The following is a 24,971-nucleotide window of genomic DNA, read 5'->3' on the forward strand; positions in this document are numbered from 1 at the left end:
GCTGATTTGGTATGAGCGTAGTTGCTGCCCGTCTAGTTGAAGCAAACGGCACTGCCGCACAATGGACAGCCGCTAATCCCGTCTTACTGCAAGGCGAGATGGGCCTGGAAACAGATACGCGCCAGTTTAAGATTGGTGACGGCACAACGGCGTGGAATAGCCTGGCTTATGGTGGCGTCCAAGGTATTCCTGGTGTCAAAGGGGATAAAGGGGACCAAGGCGACCCTGGCACTGATGGTGTAGGTGTTCCAACCGCTGGCACAACGGGCCAAGTCCTGCGTAAAGCATCCAATACCAACTATGACACCGAATGGCACTCACTCGGCTCAATGGCAGAGCAAGCGGCTAGCGCGGTAAACATCACGGGCGGTACGATTGTAGCCGACTCCATCACCGAGCTTTCTGACGGCCAATTCAAATGTGCCGTGAAGCCGCTTAAAAGCCCGCTCCGCAAGGTTATGGATATGCGGCCCGTGGAGTTCTTCTCGATGGTGAGTAAAAGCCGCGAAATCGGCCTTATTGCGCAAGAGGTGATGGGGGTTTATCCGGAAGCTGTACAAGTCGATAATACCTTATCTCTGAGCTATGCGCGCCTTGTGGCTCCACTGATTGGCGCCGTGCAGGAACAACAGCGGCATATCCGCGCCCTATGGCTCATCGTGGTGCTTCTACTGCTGGCGTTATTCTGCTCGCCCGCGCACGCCCTCACAGCGCCTTCTATTGAACTGTCTGGCACATCGGTAGTGGTTAGCGCTACCAAGCCCGGCGCTACTATCTCTGCCTCTGCTGGTTACTTCCGGGCGGTATCGGCCACGCAAGCATACGTGGGCGGCCTTCTCACCAGCCAAAACGTCAGCGTGACGAGTGGTGTGAGCGTCACAGGTAATGCCTCGGCTGCTAAGTTCATTGGCGATGGCTCGCTCCTCAGCAACCTACCAGCTAGTAGCCCGGCCTGGTCGAACATCACCGGCATACCCACACAGGTTCAAAACGTCAGCAACGGCACCGTGGTAAGCCTCAGCCTGGTTAGCGCCACGAATGTAAGTGCTAGCTTGGTGGACGCCACCCGCAACGGCACTGTGAGCGCTACCTATGCTTATTCCCGCTATACCAGCGCCACGGCGGCCACCTTCGGCACCCTGACGGTCACTGGCCTCTCTTCGATGGCTAATGTCAGCGCTAGCGGCGGTGTGAGCGTAACAGGGAATGTGAGTGCGGTAAAGTTCGTAGGCGACGGCAGTTTACTGACCGGAGTAGTCACTAACTCATCCCCGAGCTGGTACGCGATTCAAAACATCCCCGTGGGCGTTCAAAACGTCAGTAATACCACAGGGAGCGTGACAGCCACTACGTTCACGGGCACCAATCTAGGAGGCACCCTGACAACGGCGGCCCAGCCGAACATTACCAGCATAGGCACACTGACAGGCCTAACGGTGAACGGCACCACGTCTAGCACCAATCTTTACGCCCAAAGCGTCTCCGGCAGCACTGGCACCTTTGGCGCCATCACTACGGGGTCGTGCGCGGGCTGTGTCGGCAGTGTCGCATGGACGAGCCTGACCACCGTTCCGGCTGGCGTGGTTAATGTCAGCAACTCCACCGGCAGCGTGACCGCGACCACCTTCACCGGAACAAACCTTGGAGGCACGCTCACCACCGCCACCCAAAACAGCATCCAAACCATGACCGGCCTCACTACGGTAAGCGTGACGGGCAATATCAGCGTTTCGACCATCAACGGCCAAACTCCCGTGTTCGGTGGCGGTGGTGGCTCGTCCATCAGCACCACGACCTTTACGGCTGCTAGCAATATTAGCGGCTCAACTTCTATTGGTTATAACGCCTCGGCGGGCACCGGAGTAGCAAACACCGTCTATGGTGTTAATGCCGGTCTTGCACTCACCACAGGCAGTTCTAACACGCTTATTGGAACGAATGCTGGTGGGTCTTTGACTGTCGCGGTCAGGAATATTGCTATTGGACCACATTCCTTAGGTGGCTACGTCGGAGTGGCTCACGCTGCGATTACAGGTCCTGATAATATCGCAATTGGCAACACCGCAGGAGCGCTAATGACCGGGGGCGCAACCAACAATACGCTGGTTGGGAGTGGAACAGGAGCAGGAATAAACGGCGGCAGCAACAACTCCATGTTTGGCGGAAAAACGAGCAATGGGCTAAACTGCTGTGGCGCCACTCAGTCAGATAATAGCTTTTTCGGAGCCAACATTGGCGGAAGTAATACGGGCGATAACAACACTATTATGGGGTCAAGTGCGTGGAACTCGGCTGCTACCGGTTCATCCAATATTATTGTTGGAAAATCTGCTGGTAAAACGCTAACTACCGGGAGCGGGAACCTCATAATCGGTGTTAGCATCACAGCTCCCACCTCAACCACCAACAACTACCTCAACATTGGCGGTGTAATCACCGGCTCTATCAGCAACTCCAATCCGCTCATCGGTGTCAATGTCGCCAGCGCGACCACCAACCTAGAGGTAAGTGGTACGGTAAGCGCAACTCACTTTGTGGGCGATGGCGCAGCGCTCACAAATGTTCCGGCAAGTAGTTTTGCGGGCGTGCTAGCCGAAGCGAACGGCGGCACTAACCAGTCAACCTATTCACAAGGCGATATGCTCTATGCCTCTGCGACCAACACGCTGAGCAAACTTGCCAAAAACACCTCCAACAGCCGCTACCTGTCGAACACCGGAACAAACAATAACCCTGCATGGGCGCAAATTGACCTCTCCAACGGCGTAACTGGAAACCTGCCAGTCACCAACCTCAACACCGGCACAAATGCCAGCTCGGCAACCTACTGGCGCGGGGATGGTTCGTGGACATCTCCGCCCAGCCCGGCGCCGGATGTGATTATTGAAGACCAACGTGTGAGCGGTACGGTAGGCGGTACAGCTACCATCAACGCTTGGACGACCCGAACCCTAAACACCCTCGTTCGCAACAATAGCTCCATCGCCTCCCTGTCCAGCAACCAGGTGACGCTCGGCGCCGGAACCTACTATTTCGAGACAAACTCGATGCAGTTCTACAACGCCAGTGGCGGCTTCCTCGTGCAGGAGCGCCTTTATAACGTGACCGATAGCGCCGAAGTAGCACACAGCATCAACGCGAACGGCGCAAACTTCCCTTGTGTGTATCCCACCGTTAGCGGCATCGTCACTATATCCGGCTCAAAAGCCTTTGCTCTCCAGTACAACCGCACCCAGACCAACGGCACCACTGACCTTGGCAACCCTATGAGTATTGGGACTGAGCGGTATGCGAGCGTGAGAATATGGAAGATTAACTAATGCCCCGCGACCAGATGATTTCCGATACCGTTGGCCTCGTAACACCAACCTGGCTAGCTAAAGTGTCCGGCAACACTATGATTGGCATGGCGGCTTATGTCATCACTTGGAATAACATTATCTCGGTAATGACGGCGTTTTACCTCGGCATCAACATAGCCCTAAAAGTCCGCGAATGGCGCCGCAAGTAACCCTTCTGCGATACGCCGACAACGGATGTGCTATGCTGGGCGTCCTCAAAGCAGGCAGCCTGTTGCTCTACACCTTAGAGGACAGATGGTGTGATAACCAACATGGCGTCAGTTGCATTCCTGATGGCGCCTATCGCTGCATCCCGCACGGCTGGGAGGCTAACAGCCCGGTAAGGATGAAGCGGACGTGGGAGATTACGAATGTTCCGGGACGCTCGGCTATCCTCGTACACGCGGGCAACCGTGATACTGATACGGAAGGCTGTGTGCTGGTCGGCATGGGCGTTTACAACGGTGTGCTGACAAGTAGCGTCACCGCAATGGAAGAACTTAGGGAGCTTATTGGTGCCAATCCCTTCACACTCACCATTAAGACGGCTGACGATATTTCGCTTGCTGCCTAGATGTCTTTAAGGCAATGATGGTTGTGCGGGGTGTTTGGTGTTGGTATCTCTCCCGCTGTCCTAGGCTTTACTCCTTTCCCTAGGCACGATGAGGGCGGTTCGGGGGAGCCGCCCTTTTTCATTTGCGCCTTTGCCGGAACCGTGACCTAATTCCTCTGTTAGGAAAGAAAGCGATTCATGGAAACCATTAAAGCTGCGTTCGACTTCATTAAAGCCAATAAGTGGCTCCTCGCCGCTGTATTCGGCATCGGTGGCACGATAGGTGTACTTAATGTTGTACCTGGCGGAAGCGCGATTATGCAGCCGGTAAAGGATGCGCAAGCGAAGATTGAGGCTAAGCTGGTTTACCCCGATGCAGGAAGCCCGACCACGGTAAAATAGGTCAATATGTTTGGATTACCCCAACTGAAAGGGCTGGCACCCATGGCTGGCCCTTTTGCATAAGGAAAGAAGAATGAATGCCAATACCTTCCGCCTTCTCGGCGGCTGATAATGAGAGAATCCGCGACTGGCTTGACCAGGGCATTAAACAGACAGAGATAGCGGCTGCGATGGGCCGCCCTTACTCTACCGTCAAAAGCCATATTCAGAAGGGCTACCACATCACAGGCGCCAAGCTGGAAGCTGCGCCTCGTATCGAGGAGAGTGACGATTACGGGCGCATCATCAAGCCGAAGTTGCCTGAGACAATCCTGGTCATTCCCGACATCCAAGCGCCGTTCCACATCCAACAAGCGCTACCGTTCCTAAGCATGGTCGCTCAAGCGTATCAGGTGGATGAGGTTGTTGGTATCGGTGACGAAATTGATATGGGCTGGCTCTCCCGCTACGACAAATACCCGGAGATTGATGAGCCAAGCCGGGAGCTGGAAAAAGCGCAAGAGTTCATGGCGCAGTTGTTCCGGTTGTTCCCCAAAGCCACAGCCCTAACCTCTAATCACGTCCACGGTCGGATGCAGGGCGCCCGCAAGGTAGCGCGCATCTTGCCGGAAATGATGGTGCAATGGGAGCAACTGATAGCCGCCCCGAATACCTGGCGCTGGTGCGAGGAGTACCACCTTGGCCATGTCCTATTCCGCCACGGCGACAAGTGGCCCAAGCTGACCAACTCCCACCTAGTCAAAGCCATCCCTGACAACTACGGCAAACATATGTGTGTCGTGCATGGCCATATTCACTCTGAGCATGGAGTGGTGGCACAAGCCCGCGTCGGTGATGATGACGTGTGGGCGGCCTATACCGGCTGCCTGATGAACCCGCGCTCCAAAGCCGCTGATTACGTCAAAGCGCCTAAGCTTAAACTCGGCTGCATCGTTATTCATCGTGGGGTGGTTCACCGTATACCTTTCCGCCGCGACCCGGTGACAATGCAATGGACGGGTAAGTTGGAGCGTGATTGAATGAACGCATGGCAAGCCTTCGTTTCACTCCTAACCGCGCTATGGGAAGCTTTAAAGCCCTACATGTCCACTGCGGTCGGTTTCGGCGTTGGTGTGAAGTACCAGGAGGGGAGAGACGCGAAAAAGGCTTTAAACGATGTGGATGAAGCCATTGCCGCTGCTAACTCTGTTGATTCTATGTCCGACGCTGACGTGCTGCGTTACCTACAATCTGTCGGCGCCGTGCGTAGCGTGGAGGGCAAACCAGCCGACGACAGTACCAAGTGATGCTTCGGAAACACGCCGCGCCGTGGCAGAAACCTATAAGGCGATGAGGAGAGCTTGCGGTGGGTGATGTAGTGACCTTCCCTGATACCGATGAAACTGAGGAACGCGTGTTGATGCTCCTGCTTTATAAATCTCTAGGTAAGCGCACAGAGCGTATCGCCGCGCGCATGGCAGATGGCATAGCCGATGAGGTGTTAGAGGCTGTCTCGGATATTGAAGGTATGGAAGGCTGCTATTGGGTTGCTGACCAGCGGGCGGTGCACTAATGGTGGCACTCGCCATAGCCTTCGGTATCATCTTCATATTAGCTGTGCTTTCCTCTGCGGTTTATATCCTGGCGACTATCGGTGCGTGGCTGATAGTGCTGGTTGTCCTTATTGGCTTAGTGGCGTTCTGTGTGAATATCTGGCGCCAGATACCAAAAACCTCGGACTAGCCGGGGTTCATTGGTTCGTTATTCAGCCGCTTCCGCAACTGGCGGAAAGGCCATATCCCACATATAGCTAGCCGCCTTGCTGGCATGACTGGCCGCCGAGAAGATGGCCGACTTGTCCTGCTTCAAGATTCCTAGCCAATGGCTGATATACGCCGCGCTCCTGAATGTAGGCGGGATATTCAGCATGGCACAGGTGAAGGCACTCCCCAGCTCGGCTACCAGCTCCTCGAAGGCATATCTGCCGTCTCCGAACCGTTTACCGAACTCCCTGTCCAGCCGCTTTGGATGGCCGCTGGCGTGGGTTATCTCGTGGCAGAGGGTGCCCCAATAATCGTCCTCTGTTGAGAAGGACGCCGCAGGGGGCATTTCGATGCTATCGCGGCCTGGGTAGTAACAGGCTTTGTTGCCGATATGATAAATCGGCACACCGCACTGCTCACGATAAGCTGCCGCCACCTTATGAGTGAGGGTGCTTTCCTCCGCAGGTTGAGATACCAGATACTCGGCTGGTAGGCTCTCAAGCTGGGCGACGTTGAACACATAGAAGCACCGCGCGACAGTTCGGGAGATTTCCTCGCCGTCCTCGGTTTCTCCCGCAACATGCTTGGTGAAGATTACCGGGGTAGCCGTCTCGCCCTTGCGGACGTTGGCGCCAGCCTCGGAAGCTTGCTTGAAGGTGCAGAATTGCAGATAAGGCCAACCACGAGCGGCGGCCTCCATCCATAGCAGCAACACGTTAGAGCCGGAATACAGGCGCCCGGTAATCAGGTTGCTCGGCATCAGGCCAAGGCCCTTGGCGCGGGTATCCTTCCATGGCCTAGACCATGGTGGAGCACCTTGCTCAAGTTCCTCCATGATGCGGTCAGTCACTTTCTGGTAAAGGTCGGCAACTTTCATAGCGCTTCTCCGTGAAAAAGAAGGCCAAGCCCTTCTTTGGAGGGCTTGGCCGTTCACAGCGGGGAAAACGGGCGATTAAGGCCAGTCCAGTCCCGAAGCCGAAGGGGCCGTAGGCCGGACTTGACGGGCCGTTCGCTCGTTTATCGGCCCTGGCTGTTATTGCGGTAGTCGGAACGTCCGTAGCGCGGGTCGTCTCGCGGGTCGGGCTTGTCCTTCTCCTTGTCGTCCTTTTCCTTGATGAAGCGCATGGTGAGCTTGCCGTCGAGCGGGAGCGCCGAGAGTTGGAGGTTATACCCCAACCCGTCACGGTTCTCCCAGGCAGCGCCTACCTTAGTCCAGTAGGCGTCTTTACCTTCACCAGACACCACGAACACGTCATGGGTCGGTTGCTTTTTGTCCTGCGACATGATTGCCTCCGCAAAAGCGCAAGGGTGTCCAGCCATGGGTGTTACCCTCGGCTTGGCGAAAAGATTAAAGATAAGGCTGGAACAGGGGCATAATACTACCGCTATGAACTTGCTAAAAGTGCTTTTCTGGCCCTTCTGGGTAATCATCCTCGTTTTAACGAGGCTTAGCGATGAATTAGTGCGCGGAACGTGGCACTTGATTTTCCGGCGCAAGGCCGAACCTCTAAACATTCACGGAGACGCTAAGTGGGCTGATTACGCTATGCTCACGAAGGCGATGGCCTTCAAACGGGGCGGATTGCTTTATGGTCTATTTTCTAAAAAGGGGGTTGCGGTTGACAAGCTGCTGCGGCTGTATGCACACCCGGAAAGCTCCGTTATCGGCATTGCGGCAAAAGGTATGGGTAAAACCCAATCCACCATCGCCATGCTGCGCGACCAGGTAACAGGCGCGGATAAGCCGGATATTCTCTGCCTCGACCCTGCTGGGGACGTTAGCGCGGTGACGGTCGATTTGATGCGGGCGAATGGCTATGACGTGAAGGTAGCCGACTTCCGAAACGCAGATAGCAGCGATCCGCTTGACGTGTGCAGTATCCTCGACCCCAGCGACCCGATGTTTGACCAAACCCTGATGGGGTTCTGCGAGGGGGCGGTGGAGGATGACAGCGGTGGCAGGGATGAACACTGGACGGAAAGCAGCCGGGGTCTGGTGTACGCCATACTCTTCGGATTCATGAAGGTGGATGGTGAGCGCACGCCAATGTTTAAAATGGCGCAAGCTCTTACCGATGCGAAGGAACGCACCAAGGTCTTTAAGCGATTTGCCCACCTGTATAATCCGACGCTGCGCGCGGGGCTTAATGCGTTCCTAGAAGCGAGCGATAAGGAGCGCGGCAGTTTCACGACGACCGTAACCCGTAAGGTACGCGTGTGGCTCCTAGATGGGGTGCGACGGATTACCAGCGAGCATTCAGTGGCGCGGTCGTGGACGTTTAGGGAATTGTGGACGGCTGATAAGCCATCGGCTGTGTTTATCATCGTTGGCTTGCGCAGTGACCGGAATAGCGAAGGCGCCGTGGCACGGGTTGCGATTACTAATGCCGTCATGACCCGGCAGAAAATGTGGGATGAAGGAAAACGCCGTGACCGCAATTTTAAGTTCCGGCGCCGGATGGTTGCCGCGATTGATGAAGGGCTGATGCTGGGGAATTGCCGGGCGATTGTGGATGCCAACGTGCAGCTACGTAAGGCTGGCTGGCTGCAATGGCTGATGTACCCAAGCCTGGAAGATGTGCGAGAGCTGTTTGGCAGGGCCGCTGCGGCGAGCTTAATGGGCGGCTGTATCCGGTTCGTGTTCGGCGGCTCCGGTGAGCTGGGAACCTACCGCGAATTTAGTGAGCAACTTGGCAAAACCACCATCGACAACCCGAACTATAACGAGTCCGACCGGGGCGCCAGTACGGGCGGCTCTGCGGCGTCTCGTAATCTGGCAAACCCGGATGAGCTGCGCGGGATGCCAGATACCATGGGGGCGGCAATTGTGCGTGACCTAAACGTGCAGTTCTATAAGCCCTACGGGTTTAGGAACGGGGAGCCGTATTACCCCTAGCGCTCGCGGCTGTTACCGACATCGTATGACCGTTCATAAGCGCCCTCACGCATGAGGTATTCGTATTCTTCCTCTGTAATCCGGCCTGCCTCTAGGGCTTCGTCAAGCTTCTCGCGGGGCAGCTCGGCAAAGCTGTCACGAATACCCTGGCGCATAACCTCCACAGCTTCATCTAGCTCTTTATCGGAGCCGATGCGGTTGAGCTGCCGGTCTAGCACGAATAACTGGTCGTCTAGTGACTTCTGGTGAGCCTCGACGCGCTGCACGGCCTCTCGATGCTCTTTAACCAGAAGGGCCTCACGTTCGGTGGTTTTTACGGCATCTGCGTGGCGCTCAATAGCGTTATCTGATTGCTTGCGCTTAGAGGAGCGCAAACGGAAACCCAACACCTTTACGCCAAAGCCTACCGGCTTCCCGTCTTTGGTTAATCGGTCTTTGCGTACTTCGGCGTTGTATTCTGCCCGCGTGGCGTCGCCTAATCGGGTTTCCGCCTCAGCGAGATACTTCTGCGCGCGCTTTAGCTCATATTCTGTCTTCCTAATGTCATCGCGGACAGTTTCACGGTCGGTCATTTTGCGGGTCGCGTAATCTAGCTGCTCTAGAAGGGTGAGGATATTCTTAGGGTCTGCTGAGCCGCTAAACCGTACGCTGCCTGCCATATCTTCATCGCCCTCAAGCTCTAGGGCGTCCTCTGCTGGGGTTTCGGGGTCGGCAGGCTGTAATGTTCCATGTGGAACGTCAACGAGCTTATCGGTGGATAACGGTGGGTGGGATAACTCGTTGTCGTTGGCAAAGCCTCGGTGTTGGCCGGGCTCCGGCGTCCCTTTTTCGAGGTAGTTGCGGCGGTCGAAATAGAGCTGGTATCCGCGCTCCTGAAACAGCTCGTTACCCGCTTCTTCCCACTGGACACGAAGCCATTCAGTAGCGTTAGGCTCTAAACCCTGCTTGGCGCGATTGGAGCGGCTAGCGCTGAGATAGGCGACCTGCTTGCCGGTCTGGTAGTGGTGGTCGTCAATGATGACGTGAGCGTGTGGGTTGTTGGGCTTATCAAGATGCTCCCAAGCCCGTACCCGAATCTGCCCCTTCATCGACACCTTCCACAGGAAGCGCGAAACAAGAGATTTGGCATCTTCTGGCGTTAGCTCGTTCGGGAGTGACAGGATGATGGTGTGGCCGAGGTTCGCGTTGACGCGGGTGTTCTTCTGTTCCAAGGCGAGGAAGTAATCGCGGGCCTGCTGTGAGGTGTGGAACTCCGGCACGTTGAGGCCGATAGACCAGCCCCGCTTGTTCTGGTTGGCGGCGTAATGAGCCGCTGCGGCCACACGACCGTACCCCCAATCCTTTCGGTTGAAGGTGGAATGCTCTAGCCGGAAATAAGCCTCTCTCACTTGACCCCATCTTAGCGCAGCGGGAGGCACTGAACCGACAATTCCCCAGGGAATTGTCTAACTGCGCTATCCCTGCGCTAATGCTACCCGCTCAGGTTTTGTGACCCACTATTCAGGAACGGGGGATAACGATGCGCAAGGGATGGATTTCGCTGGTAGCTACTCTGCAACGGTCTGTTGTCGCGCAAGCAACATTCCCGCTGGTGGCTCGAACCGGGTACGCGCTCTCAGGGTAATCGCCCAATACTGGTTGTCAGGCGGAAGGATGACCGGGGCGCTGGTTTGGATGGGTGTAGGCAACTCCGACCAGGTGGGGAGCGGTAATCGGAGCTGTCGCGCTAGATGTTCGTAGATGACGACCTGGGGGTAAATCATGGCCGGGTGGTCTACCCATGTTGCCGGGGGTGTCTGGTCTGGCGAGGGGCGCCAGCTCTTGACTTCGGTTTGATAAACCTCGTCCAGCCCCTCGGGGGACATCTCGCTAGAGTCGATGGCGAGATAGGTTCGCTTGCCAACAGCGGCGATGCAGAAACGCGGGTCGGCAACGCGCAAGGGTTGGAACCGCCGCCACTGCACCGCCATGCGCGCGGGCAGCGCAAGCAGTTGGGCTTTGCCCACATGGTTGTCGCGTCCGACCAAGCCGGAACGGCGCGCGGTGGCGTAAGCAAACATAATCTCTGGGTCGCCCGTTGGTCGTTCGGTGATAGTCCGCCGTCCGTAGGGTGATAGGCGCCCTGGGGCGCTGGCTACTGGCTGGGGAGCAACTAGTGCCTTGACCAAAGCGCCTGAGTCGCTAACCTGCGCAACCGGGGCTTGCGGCTTGGCCTGTGGCAGGAAGCGCAAGAGGGCAGCGATGGCGTGATAACCCAGCTTGAACGCCAGGCGGAATGAAAACATGAATACTACGGCGACGGCTTTAAGCAGGGAATCCACGTATTTCAGCGCCTATTGCAGTTATGTCATGGGCCTATCTGATGCAGTTCCGGGCCGATATGGCAAGGAGGCTTTGCAGGAAATCGTGTTGAAGCTCCCCCACGCCTATGCCGTGGGGCTCCAAAATGACCGGATGATTGAGCAATACCGGGTCATCCCTGACGATACCCCGCTGGACGCTTTTGTGAGGGAGAAGGTACTCAATCCGGCACTCAATCGCGCGAAGTGGGAACCGGAAGCTTGCTGGGTGCGGCAAAGCACGGCAATGGGTTTAAAGAATTGGCCGGAGTGGCTGACGCTTGACCAGCACTTTATGCAGCACGCGCTAGAGCCGTGCCTTTACATCTATAACCACGAATACCTATTTGACGGGGATACCTTCTATCTCTGCGAAATCCGGTTTATGCCGCAGAAAAGCTACGAGCATAAAGCCGATGGCTAATTTCCCTGACCTCAAGAACAACAAGCCCAAATTCACCAGCCTAGAGGTAGCCGCTGGTCTATTCGTTTCGCTGTTCGTCCTAAACTACCTGTCGGTGTATGTCGGCTGGCGCCCGTTCCTCTATTGCTGGCTTATGCCTATCGTGTGGCCGGTCTATGATGCCTTTGAGGGCATAATCTCCCTGCTGGCAATCGGGCTGTTGTTTTTCGGCATCGTGACCAAGCGCTATAAGATGGCGCTGACAGCCGCTGGCGCCCTTATCCTTGTCAAAGGTTTGCCACAATTTGGTGCCATTTTGTTCCGGTGGGGTGGTTCCTGTGGCTGACCCGGAGTTAGACCGTATGCGGGAAGGTGTAGCAGCGGAATACGATATCCGGCTCTTTCGCCAGTATGGAGAGGAGGAAGCCGCTCATATTCTGTCTATCAACTTAAGCACCCTTAAGGACTGGCGGCACGAAGGTCGCGTGCCGTTCGTAAATCTCGGAAAACGTAAAGTGCGCTATTTCGGCCTGCATATAGTCGATATCCTCATAAAGGGGGCGACGTGGGAAAGTACGGAACAAAGCAATTCCAGCTTGGGCCTTACTGGCTCGACCAGCGAGACGGTTCCCCAGCCTGGTATAGATGTTGGATTGAAGGCCGACGCACAAAACGCGCTTCACTTGGCACGGCAGACTTTGAACAAGCCAAGCAAGCGCTAACCGAGTTCTTTATCCGTGAGAATACGCCGAAGCTTGAAGAGCCTGCGGCGGTGTTCCTCGCGGATATTCTGCGTACCTATCACGAGGAGCATGGTAGCAATGTGCGCTCCTCGTCGCATTCCAAGGTGGCGCTCAATTACTGGCTCGACCATTGGCAGACTTCCACGGTGCAGGATGTGGCCGACATTAAGCAGCAAGAGGCGTTCCACGCCTTTCTCCGCAAGAAGGGCTTAAAGGAAAGCTCTGTCCTGCGTGTGCTGACTACGGGAAAGGCCGCGCTCAATCGCGCCTTCAAGCGCGGGGAGCTAAAGCAGGTGCCATATATCCTGACTGTCAAAGCCAACAAGGGCGAGCCGAAAGGCCGCGCCTTGGAGGTAGCGGAGCTAAAACTGTTGTACGCGGCATCGCCGCTGCATCTTCGGGTATTCATTCTATGGATGTTGGGAACCGCCGCTCGACCAGAGGCAATTTTAGACCTCACAGATAAGCAAGTATTTGAGGCTGACGGGCTGATTGATTTAAACCCCGCTGGGCGGGAGCAAACCAAAAAGTACCGGCCTATCGTAAGGCTTATCCCAGCGCTCGCTAGGATGGGTTTTGAGGGCCCTCTAATCGTCACCAAGTCGGCGGCGGTAGACAGCGTTAAAACGGCTTGGCGAGCTGCTAGGACAGAAGCGAAGCTAGACGGTAGGGTGCAGCCCTACAGTCTGCGGCACACTGCTGCACGCTGGATGCGGCGCCATGGTGTGAGCGAATGGGATACCTCTACCCAGCTCGGACACCGTAGGCCCGGCACCACGGAAACCTATACAGCCTTTGACCCGGCGTATCTGAACGGTGCCGCCGATGCTCTCAACAAGCTAGTTGAAGCCGTGGCCGGTGAGCTTCCTGTGTGGGCTACCGGCACCGCCATGCGCGCCGGTAAACCTGTGCAGCGTGTGGGTTGGTATGAGGCGATTCCTGATGGATTTCGCGGTGTGCGCGCCAATTGCGCGCCAGTGACCGAAATTGCCAGTATTGCCGCTGAGTGAACCATCTAACGATTTCAGGTGGTTAGATGGTGGGCGATGCAGGGATTGAACCTGCGACCCCACCCGTGTGAAGGGTGTGCTCTCCCGCTGAGCTAATCGCCCGCTCGTTGCCCGAAGGCCAAGCGAGCCGCGATATAAGGGAGGCCGGCCGGTTAAGTCAAGGCAGTGTCTGGTGTTCTCACACAGATCGGATTTGCGGTCCCGGCTGGCCCGTTCCGGAGAGATTTCGTCCCCGGCGCTCAGTGTGCGGCGGCGCCGATCAGCCCTTGTGCCAGATCGAGCGTCAATGCATCAAAATGCGATATCACCGCCGAGGGCTCGAACTCGCGCACATGACGATCGGTGTAGCCGAAATCGACGGCGACGACAGGAATGCCGGCGGCCTTGGCAGTGTCGATATCGGTTTGCGAATCGCCGACCATCAAGGCGCGGTGCGGATCGCCACCGGCCAGTTTGATGGTTTCGATCAGGTGGCGCGGATCGGGTTTGCGAAACGCGAACGTATCCTGTCCGGCAATTGCCGCGAAATGCCTGGTCAGGCCGAGCGCCTCGATCAGCGCCAGCGAATTGGCTTCGTATTTATTGGTGCAGATGGCCAGCAGATAGCCGGCCTTCTCAAAGCGGGCAATCGCCTCGATCACGCCGGGGTAGGGGCGGGATTTGCCCGGAATGTTGTCGGTGTAGTGATCAAGGAACAGTTTCAGCAGCCGGTCGTGCTCCTCAACCTTGAGGGATCGTTGCTGCGCGGCATGCGCCCGTTCGATCATCACCCGGCCGCCATGGCCGACGAAGCGTTTGAAGCCGGCTTCGTCGACGGCCGCCAGTTCGCTGGCCGCCAGGCTGTGGTTGAGGCTGTCGAGCAAGTCCGGCGCCGTGTCAATCAGCGTTCCGTCGAGGTCGAACACGATGATCGGGCGACTCATGATCCATCCTGAGCAGGTTTGCGCATCGGCAGGCGATAGCGGCTGCGACGCTTTAAGGCAAGCAAACTGGTGGCGCAGCCGCCAAGGGCTTTGACCCGGCCAGCAAAAATGCTAGGAGCCCAAACGCCAAAGCGCGTCGCATCGAAACGGACCCATGCGACACGCCTTGGGTTTTGTTTCATGCATGTCGTTCCCAAACCGAGGTCACTGTTGGGCGACGTGCATCAGGTTTCGGGGCAGCAAGCAGCATGGATGCGAGGCAATTGAAGGTCGAGGCCGCGCGGGCGGCTCTTGCCCATGTTACCGACGGCATGCGGCTCGGCATCGGCACCGGCACCACTGCCGAGGAATTCGTGCGGCTGCTCGCCGACAAGGTTGCCTCAGGCATGACCATTATCGGCGTGCCGACCTCGGAACGCACCGCCGCGCTGTGCCGCGAACTCGGTGTGCCGCTGTCGACGCTGGAGGAAACACCCGAGCTCGATCTCACCGTCGACGGCGCCGACGAGGTCGACGGTGAGCTGACCTTGATCAAGGGCGGCGGCGGTGCGCTGCTGCGTGAGAAGATCGTGGCCGCGGCTTCGCAGCGCATGATCGTCATCGCCGACCGTTCGAAGATGGTCGAGACGCTCGGCCGGTTTCCTCTTCCCATCGAAGTCAATCAGTTCGGCCTGCGCTCCACCGAGATCGCCGTGGCCGTGGTGGCCGGAAATCTCGGCCTTTCCGGTCCGGTGACATTGAGGATGACGGGAGGCCAGCCTTTTGTTACAGACGGCGGCCATTTTATCCTCGATGCATCTTTTGGCCGCATTCCGGATACAAGAGCGCTTTCGAATGCTCTCCACGCCATTCCTGGCGTGGTCGAGCATGGTCTTTTCATCGGGCTGGCGTCAGCGGCCATCATCGCCGGCGGCGACGGTATCCAAACCGTCCATGCCGCCCGAAAACCAGGGAGTTCTACCGATCATGATGTTGCATAACCGGGTTCGCCGTCTTTCAGTTCTCGTGGCGGCTTCGGCTGTCTTCGCGTTCTCCTCGCCTGTCTTCGCGCAGGACGTCACGGAATCGCATCTGAAGGCCGCACGCGCCGCGGTCGCCGCGATCCACGCGACCGACCCGTTCGACAACATCCTGCCGCAGGCCGCCGCGGCGCTCGAATCGCAGCTCATCCAGAAGAACCCTGACATGCAGGAGCTGATCGGCAAGACGATAAACGAGAAGGCGCTGGCGCTGGCCTCGCGCCGCGCGGACCTCGAGAAGGAAGCGGCTCTTGCCTATGCGAAGGTGTTTTCCGAAAAGGAGCTCACCGACATCGCGGCCTTCTACAGTTCCGAGTCCGGCAAGAAGCTGCTCGACAGCGGCCCGACCGTGACGCGTGACCTCGTCAAGGCCGCCGACATCTGGCAGAACGGCGTAGCCCGCGATCTTGCCCAGCAGGTCGGCGAAACTCTGGCGGCGGCGGCAAAAGCGAAGGCGGTGGCTGCGCCTACGCCCGCGCCCGCCGATGGCGCCGCTCCGGCAGACAATGCGGCCCCGGCGGATGGCGCCGCCCCCGCGGACGGATCGGCTCCCGCCGACGGCACGCAGAACTGATCCTGCATTTCAAACGCGGCCCTTGCGGCCATCTGTAAAGCCCGGCCTGTCCGGGCTTTTCTTTTGATGGTTTGCGGCCTACCTGTCACTCACATTTTCGACGTTCAAGGAGCCGCTTCATGGCCGGTTACGACTACGACCTCTTCGTCATCGGCGGCGGCTCCGGCGGGGTGAGGGCGGCGCGGGTCGCGGCAGCACTCGGCAAACGCGTCGGTATCGCCGAAGAATACCGTTTCGGTGGCACCTGCGTCATCAGGGGCTGCGTGCCGAAGAAACTCTATGTCTATGCCTCGCAGTTTCCCGAGCATTTTGCCGACGCCGCCGGCTATGGCTGGATGGTGCCGGAAGCCAGCTTCGACTGGCAAACGCTGGTCGCCAACAAGGACCGCGAGATCAGCCGCCTGGAAGCGATCTACAAGAGGAATGTCGAGGGCTCGGGTGGCGAGACCTTTCATTCGCGGGCGATGATCGTCGACCCGCACGTGATCCATCTCCTGGGCGAGGACCGCACCGTCACCGCCGATCAGATCCTGATCGCCACCGGCGGCCGTCCGGCTGCCCATCCGGCACTGCCCGGCCACGAACACTGTATCTTTTCCAACGAGGCTTTCGATCTCAAGGAGCTGCCGAAGGCGATCATGATAGAGGGCGGCGGCTATATCGCGGTCGAGTTCGCCAACATCTTTCACGGCCTCGGCGTAGAGACCACGCTGGTCTATCGCGGTAAGGAAATCCTTGGCCGTTTCGACATGGACCTGCGGCGCACGCTGCATGAGACGATGGAAAAGAAGGGAATAAAAATCCTTTGCCATGCCGTCTCCGAATCGGTCAGCAAGCGGCCGGACGGGCGGCTCGACGCGCAGCTCACGAGCGGGCAGGTGCTAACGGTCGACCAGGTGATGCTGGCCATCGGCCGCATCCCCAACAGCGAGAATATGGGCCTGGAAGGCGTAGGCATCGAGATGACCGCCGCGACGGGTGCGATCAAGGTCGACCGGTTTTCCCGCACCAACATCGACAATATCTGGGCGATCGGCGATGTCACCAACCGCGTCCAGCTGACGCCGGTGGCGATTCACGAAGCCATGTGCTTCGTCGAAACGGCGTTCAAGAACAATCCGACCGCGCCCGATCACGACACGATCGCGACCGCCGTCTTCTCGCAGCCGGAAATCGGCACGGTCGGCTTGTCGGAGGACGAAGCCGTCAAGCGCTTCGCCGATATCGAAATCTACCGCGCCAGCTTCCGGCCGATGCGGCACACGCTGTCGGGCCGTGACGAAAAGATGCTGATCAAGCTGGTCGTCGACGGCGCTTCGCGCAAGGTTCTCGGCGCCCACATACTGGGGCCGGATGCCGGCGAAATGGCGCAGCTGCTCGGGATCCCACTGAAGGCGGGGCTGACCAAGGACGATTTCGATCGCACCATGGCCGTGCATCCGACCGCGGCAGAAGAGCTCGTCACCATGTACAAGCCGACCTATCGGGTGAAGGACGGCGAGCGCATCTGACGCCTCGCCTACCGGCGCGCCGCCGCCAGCCCTGGCCGGCGGCGGCAGTCAAACCGCTATAGCAACGTGCCGCGCAGGATGACGAGCGCCACCGAGAAATAGATCACCAGTCCGGTGACATCGACCAGCGTGGCGACGAACGGCGCTGACGCACTGGCTGGGTCGAAACCGATCCGTTTCAGGGCGAAAGGCAGCATCGACCCCGAGAGCGAGCCGAACGTGACGATGCCGACCAGTGCAGCACCAACCGTTGCGGCAATCAGCGGCCAGTGCGGGCCATAGTCGTAGAAGCCCATATATTGCCAGAGCGCGATCCGGCAGACGCCGACCACGCCGAGCATGGCGCCGAGCACGAGACCGGTGGGCAATTCGCGCAACACCACCCGCCACCAGTCACGAAGGCCGATCTCGCGCAACGCCAGCGCCCGGATGACCAACGAGGTAGCCTGTGAGCCGGAATTGCCGCCGGAGCTCATGATCAGCGGGATGAACAGCGTCAACACGATCGCTTTCTCCAGCTCGCCCTCGTAGCTTTGCATCGCATTGGCCGTCAGCATCTCGCTGATGAACAGCGCGCAAAGCCAGCCGCCACGCTTCTTGATCATGGCGAGGAAGCTCATCTTCATATACGGCTCGTCCAGAGCCTCCATGCCGCCGAACCGATGCACGTCCTCCGTGGTCTCCTCGATCATCGTGTCGATGATGTCGTCGATGGTGACGATGCCGAGGATCTTGCCGTGGTCGACGACCGGGACGGCGAGCAGATCGTATTTGGAGATCGTCTGCGCCAGGTTTTCGCGATCGGTCAGCGGGCTGACCGTCACCGGCATGCGGTCGGGCGCAACCGACAGGATCGAGTCGCCCGGCTCACCGGTGATGAGCCGCCGCAAGCCCGTCGACCGCACCAGGAGGTGTGTTTGCGGATCGACGATGTAGATTGCGTAGATAGTCTCGCGCGTCCGCTCGACCTTGCGGATGTAATCGAGCGTGCGCCCCACGGTCCAGTCGGAGGGAACGCTGACGAACTCCGTCGTCATGATCGAGGCGGCGCTGCCTTCGGGATAGCCCAGAATGGAAAGCAGGGTCGCGCGCAGTGGCGGGGCCAATGCGCCGAGCAGTTCGGAGCGTGCCGGCTCGTCGAGTTCGCGCAGAATGTCGGCCGCGCGGTCGACGGACATGGCGGTGAGCAGCTTGCTCGCCTTGGGGCGCGGCAGGGCCTCCGCCAATTCGGGCGCGCTTTCGAGCTCAGGCTGGTCGAAAATCTCGACCAGCCGTTCGAAGGGCACGGCGCAAAGCAGCTCCGTCGCGGTTTCGCGCGTTTCATGATTGAGCGCCTCGACAACGTCGGCGACGTGGTCGTTGGCAAGGATGCGGGCGATGGCGACGGCCTCATCGTCCGCTACGGGGAAAAAATCGTTCATGGTTCACTCCTTGCCGTCCGGCAGGACGTGAACCATTCAGGTCACGTCTAGGCGGACGGCGGTTGCGTTCGACTGTGACTATCGCCAGGCATGGCGCGGTGACCTTTCTGCTTGCGGGTTCGCTTTTGACTGTCTGCAAGCCGGCGCAACATAGGAGCGAGCCTTGCCGAGTCAATCGCGGTGAGGAGGGAAAACAGTCCCGAACGGCCCTGATCGCGAGACTGTGATCACGGCGCGCGGGTTGACGCGGAAGTTCCCGTTACGTCGTCGTTATTTCTGCTTCAGCCGGCGCGAGAACCGCGTCCATTTGTCCTCGACCGGCCTTGGTTGGACCAGGATCGTGGTGAGTTCGACGGGCAGGCTCGGGGCGAGCGGCTTCTTGGTGGCGACACCGTCGGCAATCAAGACCATCGAGTGGTAGAACTCGGTCCCCGCAGCCGATCTCGGCGCCACGGCTTCGTGCATGACACTGATCACCGTCACATCGGGGCAGTTGTCCTTGATGGCCTGGTGGAAGGCAATCTTGCCGTCAGGATCGAGAGCACCGGTCGCTTCGTCGAGGAACAGCAGCCCCGGTTGCTGCAGTATGATACGAGCCACCACAAGCTTCTGCTTCTGGCCGCCCGACAGAACCTGATCCCAGCTTTTACCCTCGCGGCTTTCATTGGCCATGTGTTCGATGAAATCGCCAAGGCCAGCCTTGTGCAGCGCGGACGCAACCTGGGCATCGCCATGGTCGCGCTCGGAGCCGGGCAGGCAGACCAGCTGTTTCAGCGACACCTGCGGCAGCTTGACCTCCTGGGCGGCATAAAAACTCTTCACGCCCTCGGGGAAGACGATGGTGCCGCGGCCGTAGGGCCATAAGCCGTTGATCGCCTTGATCAGCGAGGTCTTGCCGCAACCGGATTCGCCTTTCAGGAAGGTCCATTCGCCGCGCCGGAAGCGCAAGTTGGCGGAACTGAGGAATGGCGTCGCGTCCTCGCCCTGGTGCGCCAACTCCAGCTTCTGGATGGTCAGGCCGAAAACCGGATTCTGGTTGGCGTAGTGGAAGTCGGAACGGCCGCTCTGGCTGTAGAATTCCTGCGGGTGCTGGACATTCTCGATCGCGTTGGCGAGCTCAGTCACACGCTGGCTGTTGGCGCGAAGCGTGGCGATGGCGGGCATGACATGGATGAACCACGAACACTGGCTGATGAGCTGGGCAACCATTTCGGAGCCGGTGATATAGCCTTTATAGTCCAGGCGACTGTGGATGAACGGCACCAGGCCCGGAGCATAGGCTACCATGCGGGCGCCGATGAAATTGTAGATTAGTTCGAACGACATATAGCTGGTGTTGACGACATTCAGCCGTCCCCAGGTACGATCAATGTCGACATAGAGCCGGTCGTGCATCGCTTTCTGCACGCCTTCGCCATGTGAGGCGGCGACATGGAAGCTGCGGCGCAGAAATGTCGTAAGTTCGCTACGATAGCTCCCCTCGGCCTTCTGCATGCGAATATTGAGACGTTCCAGCAGGCTGCCGAGCTTGACGGCGATCCAGGTGTTTAGGGGCACGTAAGTGGCAACGGCAAGAAGGGCGAGAACGGCGCTGCCATAGCTGCCAAGGAACTCCAGACCTTTGACCTCAACTGACGACTGCAACAGGTTCTGGCCGATAAAGTAGAGCGAGGTCGCCAGCCCCAGCACGCCCATGGCGAGGCCGATCGCACCGCCGGTCATGTCCTTGATCGATTCCTGGATGCGCTGGTCAACGTTGTCGGGCGCAACGATGCCGCCGTCCGCGGAACCATGTTGAGCATGGAAATGGGTATGGTTGCCGTCGAGCAAGGCCTGGTTGAATTGGTCGTTCAGCCAGCCACGCCATTTGCGGTGCAAGGTTGCCGAGACGAGATTGCGTATACCGGTGAAGCCGGCATCCTTGAGCAGGACCAGCAGCACCAGCACCCCGGCGTTGGTCAGGATTGTCTCCAGCGGGCGAGTGTTGGCGGCATCGTGCAGGAAGGCGATCGAATTCACCAATTCGCCCGAAGCCATGGCGAACCACACGCTGGCCTTGCTGGACAGCGCGGTGAGCAACGCGATCACCAGCGTCAGCGTCCAGGCTTCCTTCCAGCGGTCCGAGACCCAGTAGGCTCGCACGAGGCCCCAAAAATTGCGCATCGAGGATACCGGCGTCAGATGCGACCGCCCTGAGGCATCGCCTTGTAGTCCATCCGGTACTGACTCTTGCGATCGTCTGCCGATCCGAATCACGATCCCGCCCAAACCTTTTTTGTTTTGTTACGGATGGTAACACCAATTGATCATTTTCCATTAATTTTTAAAGTGGGGATGCGAGATTGCGTCCGCAGTCGTTGCCCTGAGGCAACATATCGATGGCTGGATCGCCACCCGAATGCCTGACAAAACCCATAAAATCTCTATTTATTTCAATCTATTAGGCTCTAGGCAGATGGCCGCGAGAAACCTTCCCCTAGGGAAGCTCCGCACACGGTTTTGTGACTCAAAAGTCCTTTGGGCCGGCCGAATTTCTTATCGGGAACTGACCAGAATTCCCGAAACAGGCCGTCCTTGATGTCCGATTCATGGCGTGCGGACCTCAGTTTGCTCACGCAACGCCTGCTCTTGCTATCGGCGCGGGGATGGCTGGCTCAGCCGGCCTTTTCCAACTCGCCACGCGCCTTGGCGGCCGCTACCTGACGGATCGCATCAGCCAACGTGTCCGCGTCCTGCGCGCCCATCACCGCATATTTGCCCTCGAGCAGGAAGCACGGCACGCCTGTGATGCCCATGCGCGACGCGGTGGCGATTTCCGTGCGAACCGCTTCGACATCGGCATCGCTCGGCAACAGCGTTTCAACAACAGATGCATCCATGCCGGCCTCGCGGGCAGCTTCGACCAGCACGGTGTGGTCGCCGATGTTGGCGCCTTCCTCGAAATTCAACTGGAACAGGCGGCGCACCAGCCGGTTCTGGACGTCCTCGCCGGCGGCCCCGGCCCAGCGGATCAGCCGATGCGCATCGAGCGTGTTCGGCGCCACCTTGATGGCATCGAAGGCAAAGGAAATGCCCTCGGCTTCGCCAAGCGGTTCGATGCGGGCGTGAATTTCGCGAATGCGCTCGTCGCTGCCGAACTTGGCCAGCATGTATTCGTGGCGGTCCTTGCCTTGCGGCGGAATGGTCGGATCGAGCTGGAACGGCCGCCAGCGTATGTGCACTTCGACATCACCGGCAGCCGCCACCGCCTTGTCCAGCCGCTTCTGACCGATGAAGCACCACGGGCAGACGACGTCCGACACCACATCGACGGTTATGGCGTTCGCTTCGCTCATCTCTATCTCCGGATCTTCAGTTCGGTTTGCGCCACCAGGTCGGCAGCTGATAACCGAATATGGGCGTCTTTCGCGGATGTTCCAGATAATTCCAGTAAGCAAGCCACTGTTGCGTGTTGTACTGCATCGGCACCAGGTAATTGCCGGAGATCAGCAGCCGGTCGAGCACGCGGACAGCGGCGACATAATCCTCCTTCGAACGGGCTCGCAGCATTGCGTCGATGGCCGCATCGATCGCCGGATCGGCGACGCCGGCGAGATTGAACGATCCTTCGGTCCTGGCCGCTGCGGACGACCAGCGCCCGATCTGCTCGATGCCGGGGGACAACGAGTTGTTGAAACCGCTGGAGCCGATCAGCACCTCGAAATCGAAACGCTGCTTGCGCGACTGGATCTGGTCGCCGTCCAGGCTGCGTATGCTGACGTTGATGCCGATCTTCTCCAGTGTACGCTGATAGATGCCGGCCAGGCGCTCTTCGTCCTGCGATGCGGTCAGTATCTCGAAGCCGAAAGGTTTGCCGTCGGGATCGAGCATCGTGCCATTATTCACGTGGTAGCCGATGCTTTTCAGAAGATCGAAAGCGGTCTTCAGCACCTTGCGGTCCTGGCCAGAACCGTCCGTCACCGGCGGTTTCCAGGTGCCGTCCATGACGTCGGCCGGCACGCGGCCGGGGTAGGGGGCCAGAAGCGCCTTTTCCCTGTCGTCAGCCGGATGGCCGAGCGCTGAAAGCTCGGAATTCTGCCAATAGCTCATCGTGCGGGTGTACTTGCCGCCGAACAGATTCTTGTTGGCCCATTCGAAATCATAGAGCATGCCGAGTGCGCGCCGAACCACCGGGTTGGAAAATTTCGGCAGTCTCGTGTTGAACAGGAACCCGGTCACGACGGGCGGGATGCCGGTGTCGAAGGTTTCAGAGATCACGTCGCCTCTATGGAAGGCGGGAAAGTCGAGATCGCGCTCGCGTTTCACCGGGTCGCCGTCGTCGTCGATGGCGCAAAGCCCCTTCTTGAAGGCTTCGAGCTTGGCGTTGGCGTTGAGAAAATACTCGATGGTGATCTGGTCGTAGTTGTCGAAACCGCGCTTGGCGGGAACGTCCTTGCCCCAGTAGTCGGGGTTGCGCTTGAAGACGATGCGCTGGCCGGGCGTCACCTGTGCGATCCTGTAGGGACCGCTGCCGATCAACGGCTTCAGTGTCGTCTTGTCGAAAGTATCGATGTCGAAAGCGTGCTTGGGGATGATCGGCGTCAGCGCGATGATCAGGGGAAACTCACGATCGGCCTTGTCGTTGAAGGTGAAGCGCACGCTATGGTCGCCGGTCTTTTCGAGCTTGGCGATCCTGGCCATGCGGTCGCTGTAGGGTGGCCGGCCCTTCTGCGTATAGGCATCGTAAGTGAACAGCACGTCTTCCGGCGTTACCGGCTGACCATCCGACCATTTGGCATTCGGGTTGAGGTGGAACTCGATGCTTCTGCGCTCGGCATCCATGTCGGCGGTGTCAGCCAGAAGTCCGTAGAGAGTAAAAGCCTCATCGGCACTGCGCTGCAGCAGCGGCTCGAACACCAGATTGCCGAAGATCGTGTCCATCATGCCGCGCGCCGTCGTGCGCAGGCTTTTGAGGATGAAGGGGTTGAGATTGTCGAAGCTGCCGACGACGCAATAGGTGATGCTGCCACCCTTCGGCGCGTTGGGATTGACGTAGCTGAAATGGGTGTAGTCCGGCGGCAGGGCCGGTTCGCCCTGCATCGCAATCGCGTATTTCGGCTCCGACAACGCCGGTGGCGACGACAGGGTGAAAAACGATAGTGCGGTGACCAGCCAAACAAGAACGCGGCCCATGACCGTCTCCTTAACAGGTCGGCTTGATGATTCGATCCGCACCCTAGCATGGGGCAACTGCGTGGCGGCCAATGGCGTCGTCAAGAATTACAAGTGAGCGGGCTGGATTCGACGCCGCTTGCAGTGTAACACGCCGTCCGAAGTCATTCTGTTGCCTCATTTTGGCAACAGGTAGCTGGACCACACGGCACGAAAAAGCCGGTCCCGGGATCATTGAGAGGAAGTGCACGACATGACGAGCCTGAACAGCAACGCGTACCGCCTGTCGGTCATGGCCGCAGGCGTGGTTGGCTTTCTCGGCGCAGGACTTCCCTCTGCTTCCGCCCAGCAGCAGCAGCAGATACCGCAGGGCTGGTTCAAGGCCTGCACCAAGCAGGAAGACGTCGACATCTGCAACGTCCAGAACATCGTCACCGCTGGCAATGGCCAGCTTGTCACCGGCGTCAGCCTGATCGAGCTCAAGGGCAAGGTGAACCGCAAGGTGTTCCAGGTGACGGTCCCGACCGGTCGCCTCGTGCCTCCCGGCATCGGCTTGCAGATCGACACCGGCAAGGCGCAGAAGCTCGACTATGTCATCTGCTTCCCGGATCGTTGCGTGGCGGAAGTGCCGCTGACCGACCAGCTCGTCGCCTCGTTCAAGAAGGGTCAGGGGATCACGCTGACCTCGATCAATTTCCAGAACCAGGCCAACCCGATTAAGATCGCGCTGCAGGGCTTCAGCGGCGCCTATGACGGCCCCCCGCTGCAGCAGTCGGACATCGAGGACCGGCAGAAGAAGCTCCAGGATTTCGTCGCCAAGAACAACCAGGACTTCGCCAAGAAGCTCAAGGAAGAGCAGGATAAGGCGAAGACCGCCAACTGATCCGGCGTCGACTCATTATCGTGTCAAAAAAAGCGGGGTCATGCCCCGCTTTTTTCATTT

24 protein-coding genes and 1 tRNA gene are annotated in these 24,971 nt (G+C 58.6%); 15 read left to right on the forward strand and 10 right to left on the reverse strand.

Annotation, left to right across the window (positions count from 1 at the left end):
• Positions 1–11 precede the first annotated feature (11 nt).
• From EN808_RS12965 to EN808_RS12995, 7 genes are all read left to right on the forward strand, one after another.
• Positions 12–3,320: a tail fiber domain-containing protein gene (locus EN808_RS12965; protein ID WP_135915977.1), complete on the forward strand. Its 3,309-nt coding sequence runs from the start codon at positions 12–14 to the stop codon at positions 3,318–3,320.
• Positions 3,320–3,511, forward strand: coding sequence for a hypothetical protein (locus tag EN808_RS12970; RefSeq protein ID WP_135915978.1), 192 nt, complete (start codon positions 3,320–3,322; stop codon positions 3,509–3,511). The genes EN808_RS12965 and EN808_RS12970 overlap by 1 nt, the downstream gene beginning before the upstream one ends.
• Complete coding sequence (locus EN808_RS12975; RefSeq protein ID WP_135915979.1) at positions 3,496–3,915, forward strand: DUF5675 family protein; 420 nt, start codon at positions 3,496–3,498, stop codon at positions 3,913–3,915. The genes EN808_RS12970 and EN808_RS12975 overlap by 16 nt, the downstream gene beginning before the upstream one ends.
• A gap of 177 nt (positions 3,916–4,092) precedes the next feature.
• Entirely contained in the window at positions 4,093–4,296 is a 204-nt protein-coding gene (locus tag EN808_RS12980) for a hypothetical protein (protein ID WP_135915980.1), read from the forward strand.
• A gap of 77 nt (positions 4,297–4,373) precedes the next feature.
• Complete coding sequence (locus tag EN808_RS12985; RefSeq protein WP_135915981.1) at positions 4,374–5,315, forward strand: hypothetical protein; 942 nt, start codon at positions 4,374–4,376, stop codon at positions 5,313–5,315.
• A complete protein-coding gene (locus tag EN808_RS12990) occupies positions 5,316–5,582 on the forward strand; it encodes a hypothetical protein (RefSeq protein ID WP_135915982.1) in 267 nt (88 codons plus the stop codon).
• Between the two features lie 59 nt (positions 5,583–5,641).
• Positions 5,642–5,848, forward strand: a complete 207-nt coding sequence (locus tag EN808_RS12995; RefSeq protein WP_135915983.1) for a hypothetical protein — start codon at positions 5,642–5,644, stop codon at positions 5,846–5,848.
• Positions 5,849–6,036: 188 nt separating this feature from the next.
• Here EN808_RS12995 and EN808_RS13000 read toward each other — a convergent pair whose 3' ends face one another.
• On the reverse strand, positions 6,037–6,915 hold the full coding sequence (locus tag EN808_RS13000; RefSeq protein ID WP_135915984.1) for a zincin-like metallopeptidase domain-containing protein: 879 nt from the start codon (positions 6,913–6,915) through the stop codon (positions 6,037–6,039).
• A 140-nt stretch (positions 6,916–7,055) separates the two neighbouring features.
• The gene (locus EN808_RS13005) at positions 7,056–7,322 is read right to left on the reverse strand and encodes a hypothetical protein (RefSeq protein WP_135915985.1); all 267 of its coding nucleotides are present in this window, start codon (positions 7,320–7,322) and stop codon (positions 7,056–7,058) included.
• A gap of 34 nt (positions 7,323–7,356) precedes the next feature.
• Here EN808_RS13005 and EN808_RS13010 point away from each other — a divergent pair, with 34 nt between their 5' ends.
• Entirely contained in the window at positions 7,357–8,934 is a 1,578-nt protein-coding gene (locus EN808_RS13010) for a type IV secretory system conjugative DNA transfer family protein (RefSeq protein ID WP_189524102.1), read from the forward strand.
• Here EN808_RS13010 and EN808_RS13015 read toward each other — a convergent pair.
• Both EN808_RS13015 and EN808_RS13020 read right to left on the reverse strand, forming a co-directional pair.
• Positions 8,931–10,322, reverse strand: coding sequence for a MobA/MobL family protein (locus EN808_RS13015; protein WP_189524103.1), 1,392 nt, complete (start codon positions 10,320–10,322; stop codon positions 8,931–8,933). The genes EN808_RS13010 and EN808_RS13015 overlap by 4 nt on opposite strands.
• Positions 10,323–10,481: 159 nt before the next feature.
• Positions 10,482–10,994 (reverse strand): hypothetical protein, encoded by a 513-nt coding sequence (locus EN808_RS13020; protein WP_135915988.1) that lies wholly within the window; start codon positions 10,992–10,994, stop codon positions 10,482–10,484.
• A 223-nt stretch (positions 10,995–11,217) separates the two neighbouring features.
• On the opposite strand from EN808_RS13020, the gene EN808_RS13025 reads away from it, so the two are divergent.
• The 3 genes from EN808_RS13025 (at position 11,218) to EN808_RS13040 (ending at position 13,429) form a co-directional block, all read left to right on the forward strand.
• Positions 11,218–11,697, forward strand: coding sequence for a hypothetical protein (locus EN808_RS13025; RefSeq protein WP_135915989.1), 480 nt, complete (start codon positions 11,218–11,220; stop codon positions 11,695–11,697).
• Positions 11,690–12,022: a hypothetical protein gene (locus tag EN808_RS13030; protein ID WP_135915990.1), complete on the forward strand. Its 333-nt coding sequence runs from the start codon at positions 11,690–11,692 to the stop codon at positions 12,020–12,022. Before EN808_RS13025 ends, EN808_RS13030 begins: the two co-directional genes overlap by 8 nt.
• Positions 12,023–12,241: 219 nt before the next feature.
• The gene (locus tag EN808_RS13040) at positions 12,242–13,429 is read left to right on the forward strand and encodes a tyrosine-type recombinase/integrase (RefSeq protein ID WP_189524104.1); all 1,188 of its coding nucleotides are present in this window, start codon (positions 12,242–12,244) and stop codon (positions 13,427–13,429) included.
• A gap of 27 nt (positions 13,430–13,456) precedes the next feature.
• Here the strand turns inward: EN808_RS13040 and EN808_RS13045 are convergent.
• Positions 13,457–13,531, reverse strand: a tRNA-Val gene (locus EN808_RS13045).
• Between the two features lie 137 nt (positions 13,532–13,668).
• Positions 13,669–14,352: a phosphoglycolate phosphatase gene (locus EN808_RS13050; RefSeq protein ID WP_127280103.1), complete on the reverse strand. Its 684-nt coding sequence runs from the start codon at positions 14,350–14,352 to the stop codon at positions 13,669–13,671.
• A 248-nt stretch (positions 14,353–14,600) separates the two neighbouring features.
• Between EN808_RS13050 and rpiA the strand changes: the two genes are divergently transcribed.
• From rpiA to gor, 3 genes are all read left to right on the forward strand, one after another.
• Positions 14,601–15,332, forward strand: a complete 732-nt coding sequence (gene rpiA / locus EN808_RS13055; RefSeq protein ID WP_127280104.1) for a ribose-5-phosphate isomerase RpiA — start codon at positions 14,601–14,603, stop codon at positions 15,330–15,332.
• Positions 15,319–15,945, forward strand: coding sequence for a DUF2059 domain-containing protein (locus EN808_RS13060; protein WP_135864805.1), 627 nt, complete (start codon positions 15,319–15,321; stop codon positions 15,943–15,945). Before rpiA ends, EN808_RS13060 begins: the two co-directional genes overlap by 14 nt.
• A 119-nt stretch (positions 15,946–16,064) precedes the next feature.
• Positions 16,065–17,456, forward strand: a complete 1,392-nt coding sequence (gene gor, locus EN808_RS13065) for a glutathione-disulfide reductase (protein ID WP_135915992.1) — start codon at positions 16,065–16,067, stop codon at positions 17,454–17,456.
• A gap of 56 nt (positions 17,457–17,512) precedes the next feature.
• On the opposite strand, the gene mgtE is transcribed toward gor, so the two are convergent.
• The 4 genes from mgtE to EN808_RS13085 all read right to left on the reverse strand — a co-directional run bounded on the left by mgtE (position 17,513) and on the right by EN808_RS13085 (position 24,049).
• A complete protein-coding gene (mgtE, locus tag EN808_RS13070; RefSeq protein ID WP_135915993.1) occupies positions 17,513–18,877 on the reverse strand; it encodes a magnesium transporter in 1,365 nt (454 codons plus the stop codon).
• Between the two features lie 270 nt (positions 18,878–19,147).
• Entirely contained in the window at positions 19,148–21,040 is a 1,893-nt protein-coding gene (locus EN808_RS13075; protein WP_167531431.1) for an ABC transporter ATP-binding protein/permease, read from the reverse strand.
• A 491-nt stretch (positions 21,041–21,531) separates the two neighbouring features.
• Positions 21,532–22,212, reverse strand: coding sequence for a DsbA family protein (locus tag EN808_RS13080; RefSeq protein WP_135880360.1), 681 nt, complete (start codon positions 22,210–22,212; stop codon positions 21,532–21,534).
• A 16-nt stretch (positions 22,213–22,228) separates the two neighbouring features.
• A complete protein-coding gene (locus EN808_RS13085; RefSeq protein ID WP_127278993.1) occupies positions 22,229–24,049 on the reverse strand; it encodes an extracellular solute-binding protein in 1,821 nt (606 codons plus the stop codon).
• Between the two features lie 232 nt (positions 24,050–24,281).
• Between EN808_RS13085 and EN808_RS13090 the strand changes: the two genes are divergently transcribed.
• Positions 24,282–24,911, forward strand: a complete 630-nt coding sequence (locus EN808_RS13090) for an invasion associated locus B family protein (RefSeq protein WP_127278992.1) — start codon at positions 24,282–24,284, stop codon at positions 24,909–24,911.
• The last annotated feature ends 60 nt before the right edge of the window (positions 24,912–24,971 follow it).

This window comes from Mesorhizobium sp. M8A.F.Ca.ET.165.01.1.1 (genome assembly GCF_004792065.1).
Taxonomy (GTDB): domain Bacteria; phylum Pseudomonadota; class Alphaproteobacteria; order Rhizobiales; family Rhizobiaceae; genus Mesorhizobium.

Coding starts and splice junctions, on each gene's coding strand:
- EN808_RS12965 (WP_135915977.1), top strand. CDS start 12: ATGAGCGTAGTTGCTGCCCGTCTAGTTGAAGCAAACGGCACTGCCGCA.
- EN808_RS12970 (WP_135915978.1), top strand. CDS start 3,320: ATGCCCCGCGACCAGATGATTTCCGATACCGTTGGCCTCGTAACACCA.
- EN808_RS12975 (WP_135915979.1), top strand. CDS start 3,496: ATGGCGCCGCAAGTAACCCTTCTGCGATACGCCGACAACGGATGTGCT.
- EN808_RS12980 (WP_135915980.1), top strand. CDS start 4,093: ATGGAAACCATTAAAGCTGCGTTCGACTTCATTAAAGCCAATAAGTGG.
- EN808_RS12985 (WP_135915981.1), top strand. CDS start 4,374: ATGCCAATACCTTCCGCCTTCTCGGCGGCTGATAATGAGAGAATCCGC.
- EN808_RS12990 (WP_135915982.1), top strand. CDS start 5,316: ATGAACGCATGGCAAGCCTTCGTTTCACTCCTAACCGCGCTATGGGAA.
- EN808_RS13000 (WP_135915984.1), bottom strand. CDS start 6,915: ATGAAAGTTGCCGACCTTTACCAGAAAGTGACTGACCGCATCATGGAG.
- EN808_RS13005 (WP_135915985.1), bottom strand. CDS start 7,322: ATGTCGCAGGACAAAAAGCAACCGACCCATGACGTGTTCGTGGTGTCT.
- EN808_RS13010 (WP_189524102.1), top strand. CDS start 7,357: ATGGGTGTTACCCTCGGCTTGGCGAAAAGATTAAAGATAAGGCTGGAA.
- EN808_RS13020 (WP_135915988.1), bottom strand. CDS start 10,994: ATGTTTGCTTACGCCACCGCGCGCCGTTCCGGCTTGGTCGGACGCGAC.
- EN808_RS13025 (WP_135915989.1), top strand. CDS start 11,218: ATGAATACTACGGCGACGGCTTTAAGCAGGGAATCCACGTATTTCAGC.
- EN808_RS13030 (WP_135915990.1), top strand. CDS start 11,690: ATGGCTAATTTCCCTGACCTCAAGAACAACAAGCCCAAATTCACCAGC.
- EN808_RS13050 (WP_127280103.1), bottom strand. CDS start 14,352: ATGAGTCGCCCGATCATCGTGTTCGACCTCGACGGAACGCTGATTGAC.
- rpiA (WP_127280104.1), top strand. CDS start 14,601: ATGGATGCGAGGCAATTGAAGGTCGAGGCCGCGCGGGCGGCTCTTGCC.
- EN808_RS13060 (WP_135864805.1), top strand. CDS start 15,319: ATGATGTTGCATAACCGGGTTCGCCGTCTTTCAGTTCTCGTGGCGGCT.
- gor (WP_135915992.1), top strand. CDS start 16,065: ATGGCCGGTTACGACTACGACCTCTTCGTCATCGGCGGCGGCTCCGGC.
- mgtE (WP_135915993.1), bottom strand. CDS start 18,877: ATGAACGATTTTTTCCCCGTAGCGGACGATGAGGCCGTCGCCATCGCC.
- EN808_RS13075 (WP_167531431.1), bottom strand. CDS start 21,040: ATGCGCAATTTTTGGGGCCTCGTGCGAGCCTACTGGGTCTCGGACCGC.
- EN808_RS13080 (WP_135880360.1), bottom strand. CDS start 22,212: ATGAGCGAAGCGAACGCCATAACCGTCGATGTGGTGTCGGACGTCGTC.
- EN808_RS13085 (WP_127278993.1), bottom strand. CDS start 24,049: ATGGGCCGCGTTCTTGTTTGGCTGGTCACCGCACTATCGTTTTTCACC.
- EN808_RS13090 (WP_127278992.1), top strand. CDS start 24,282: ATGACGAGCCTGAACAGCAACGCGTACCGCCTGTCGGTCATGGCCGCA.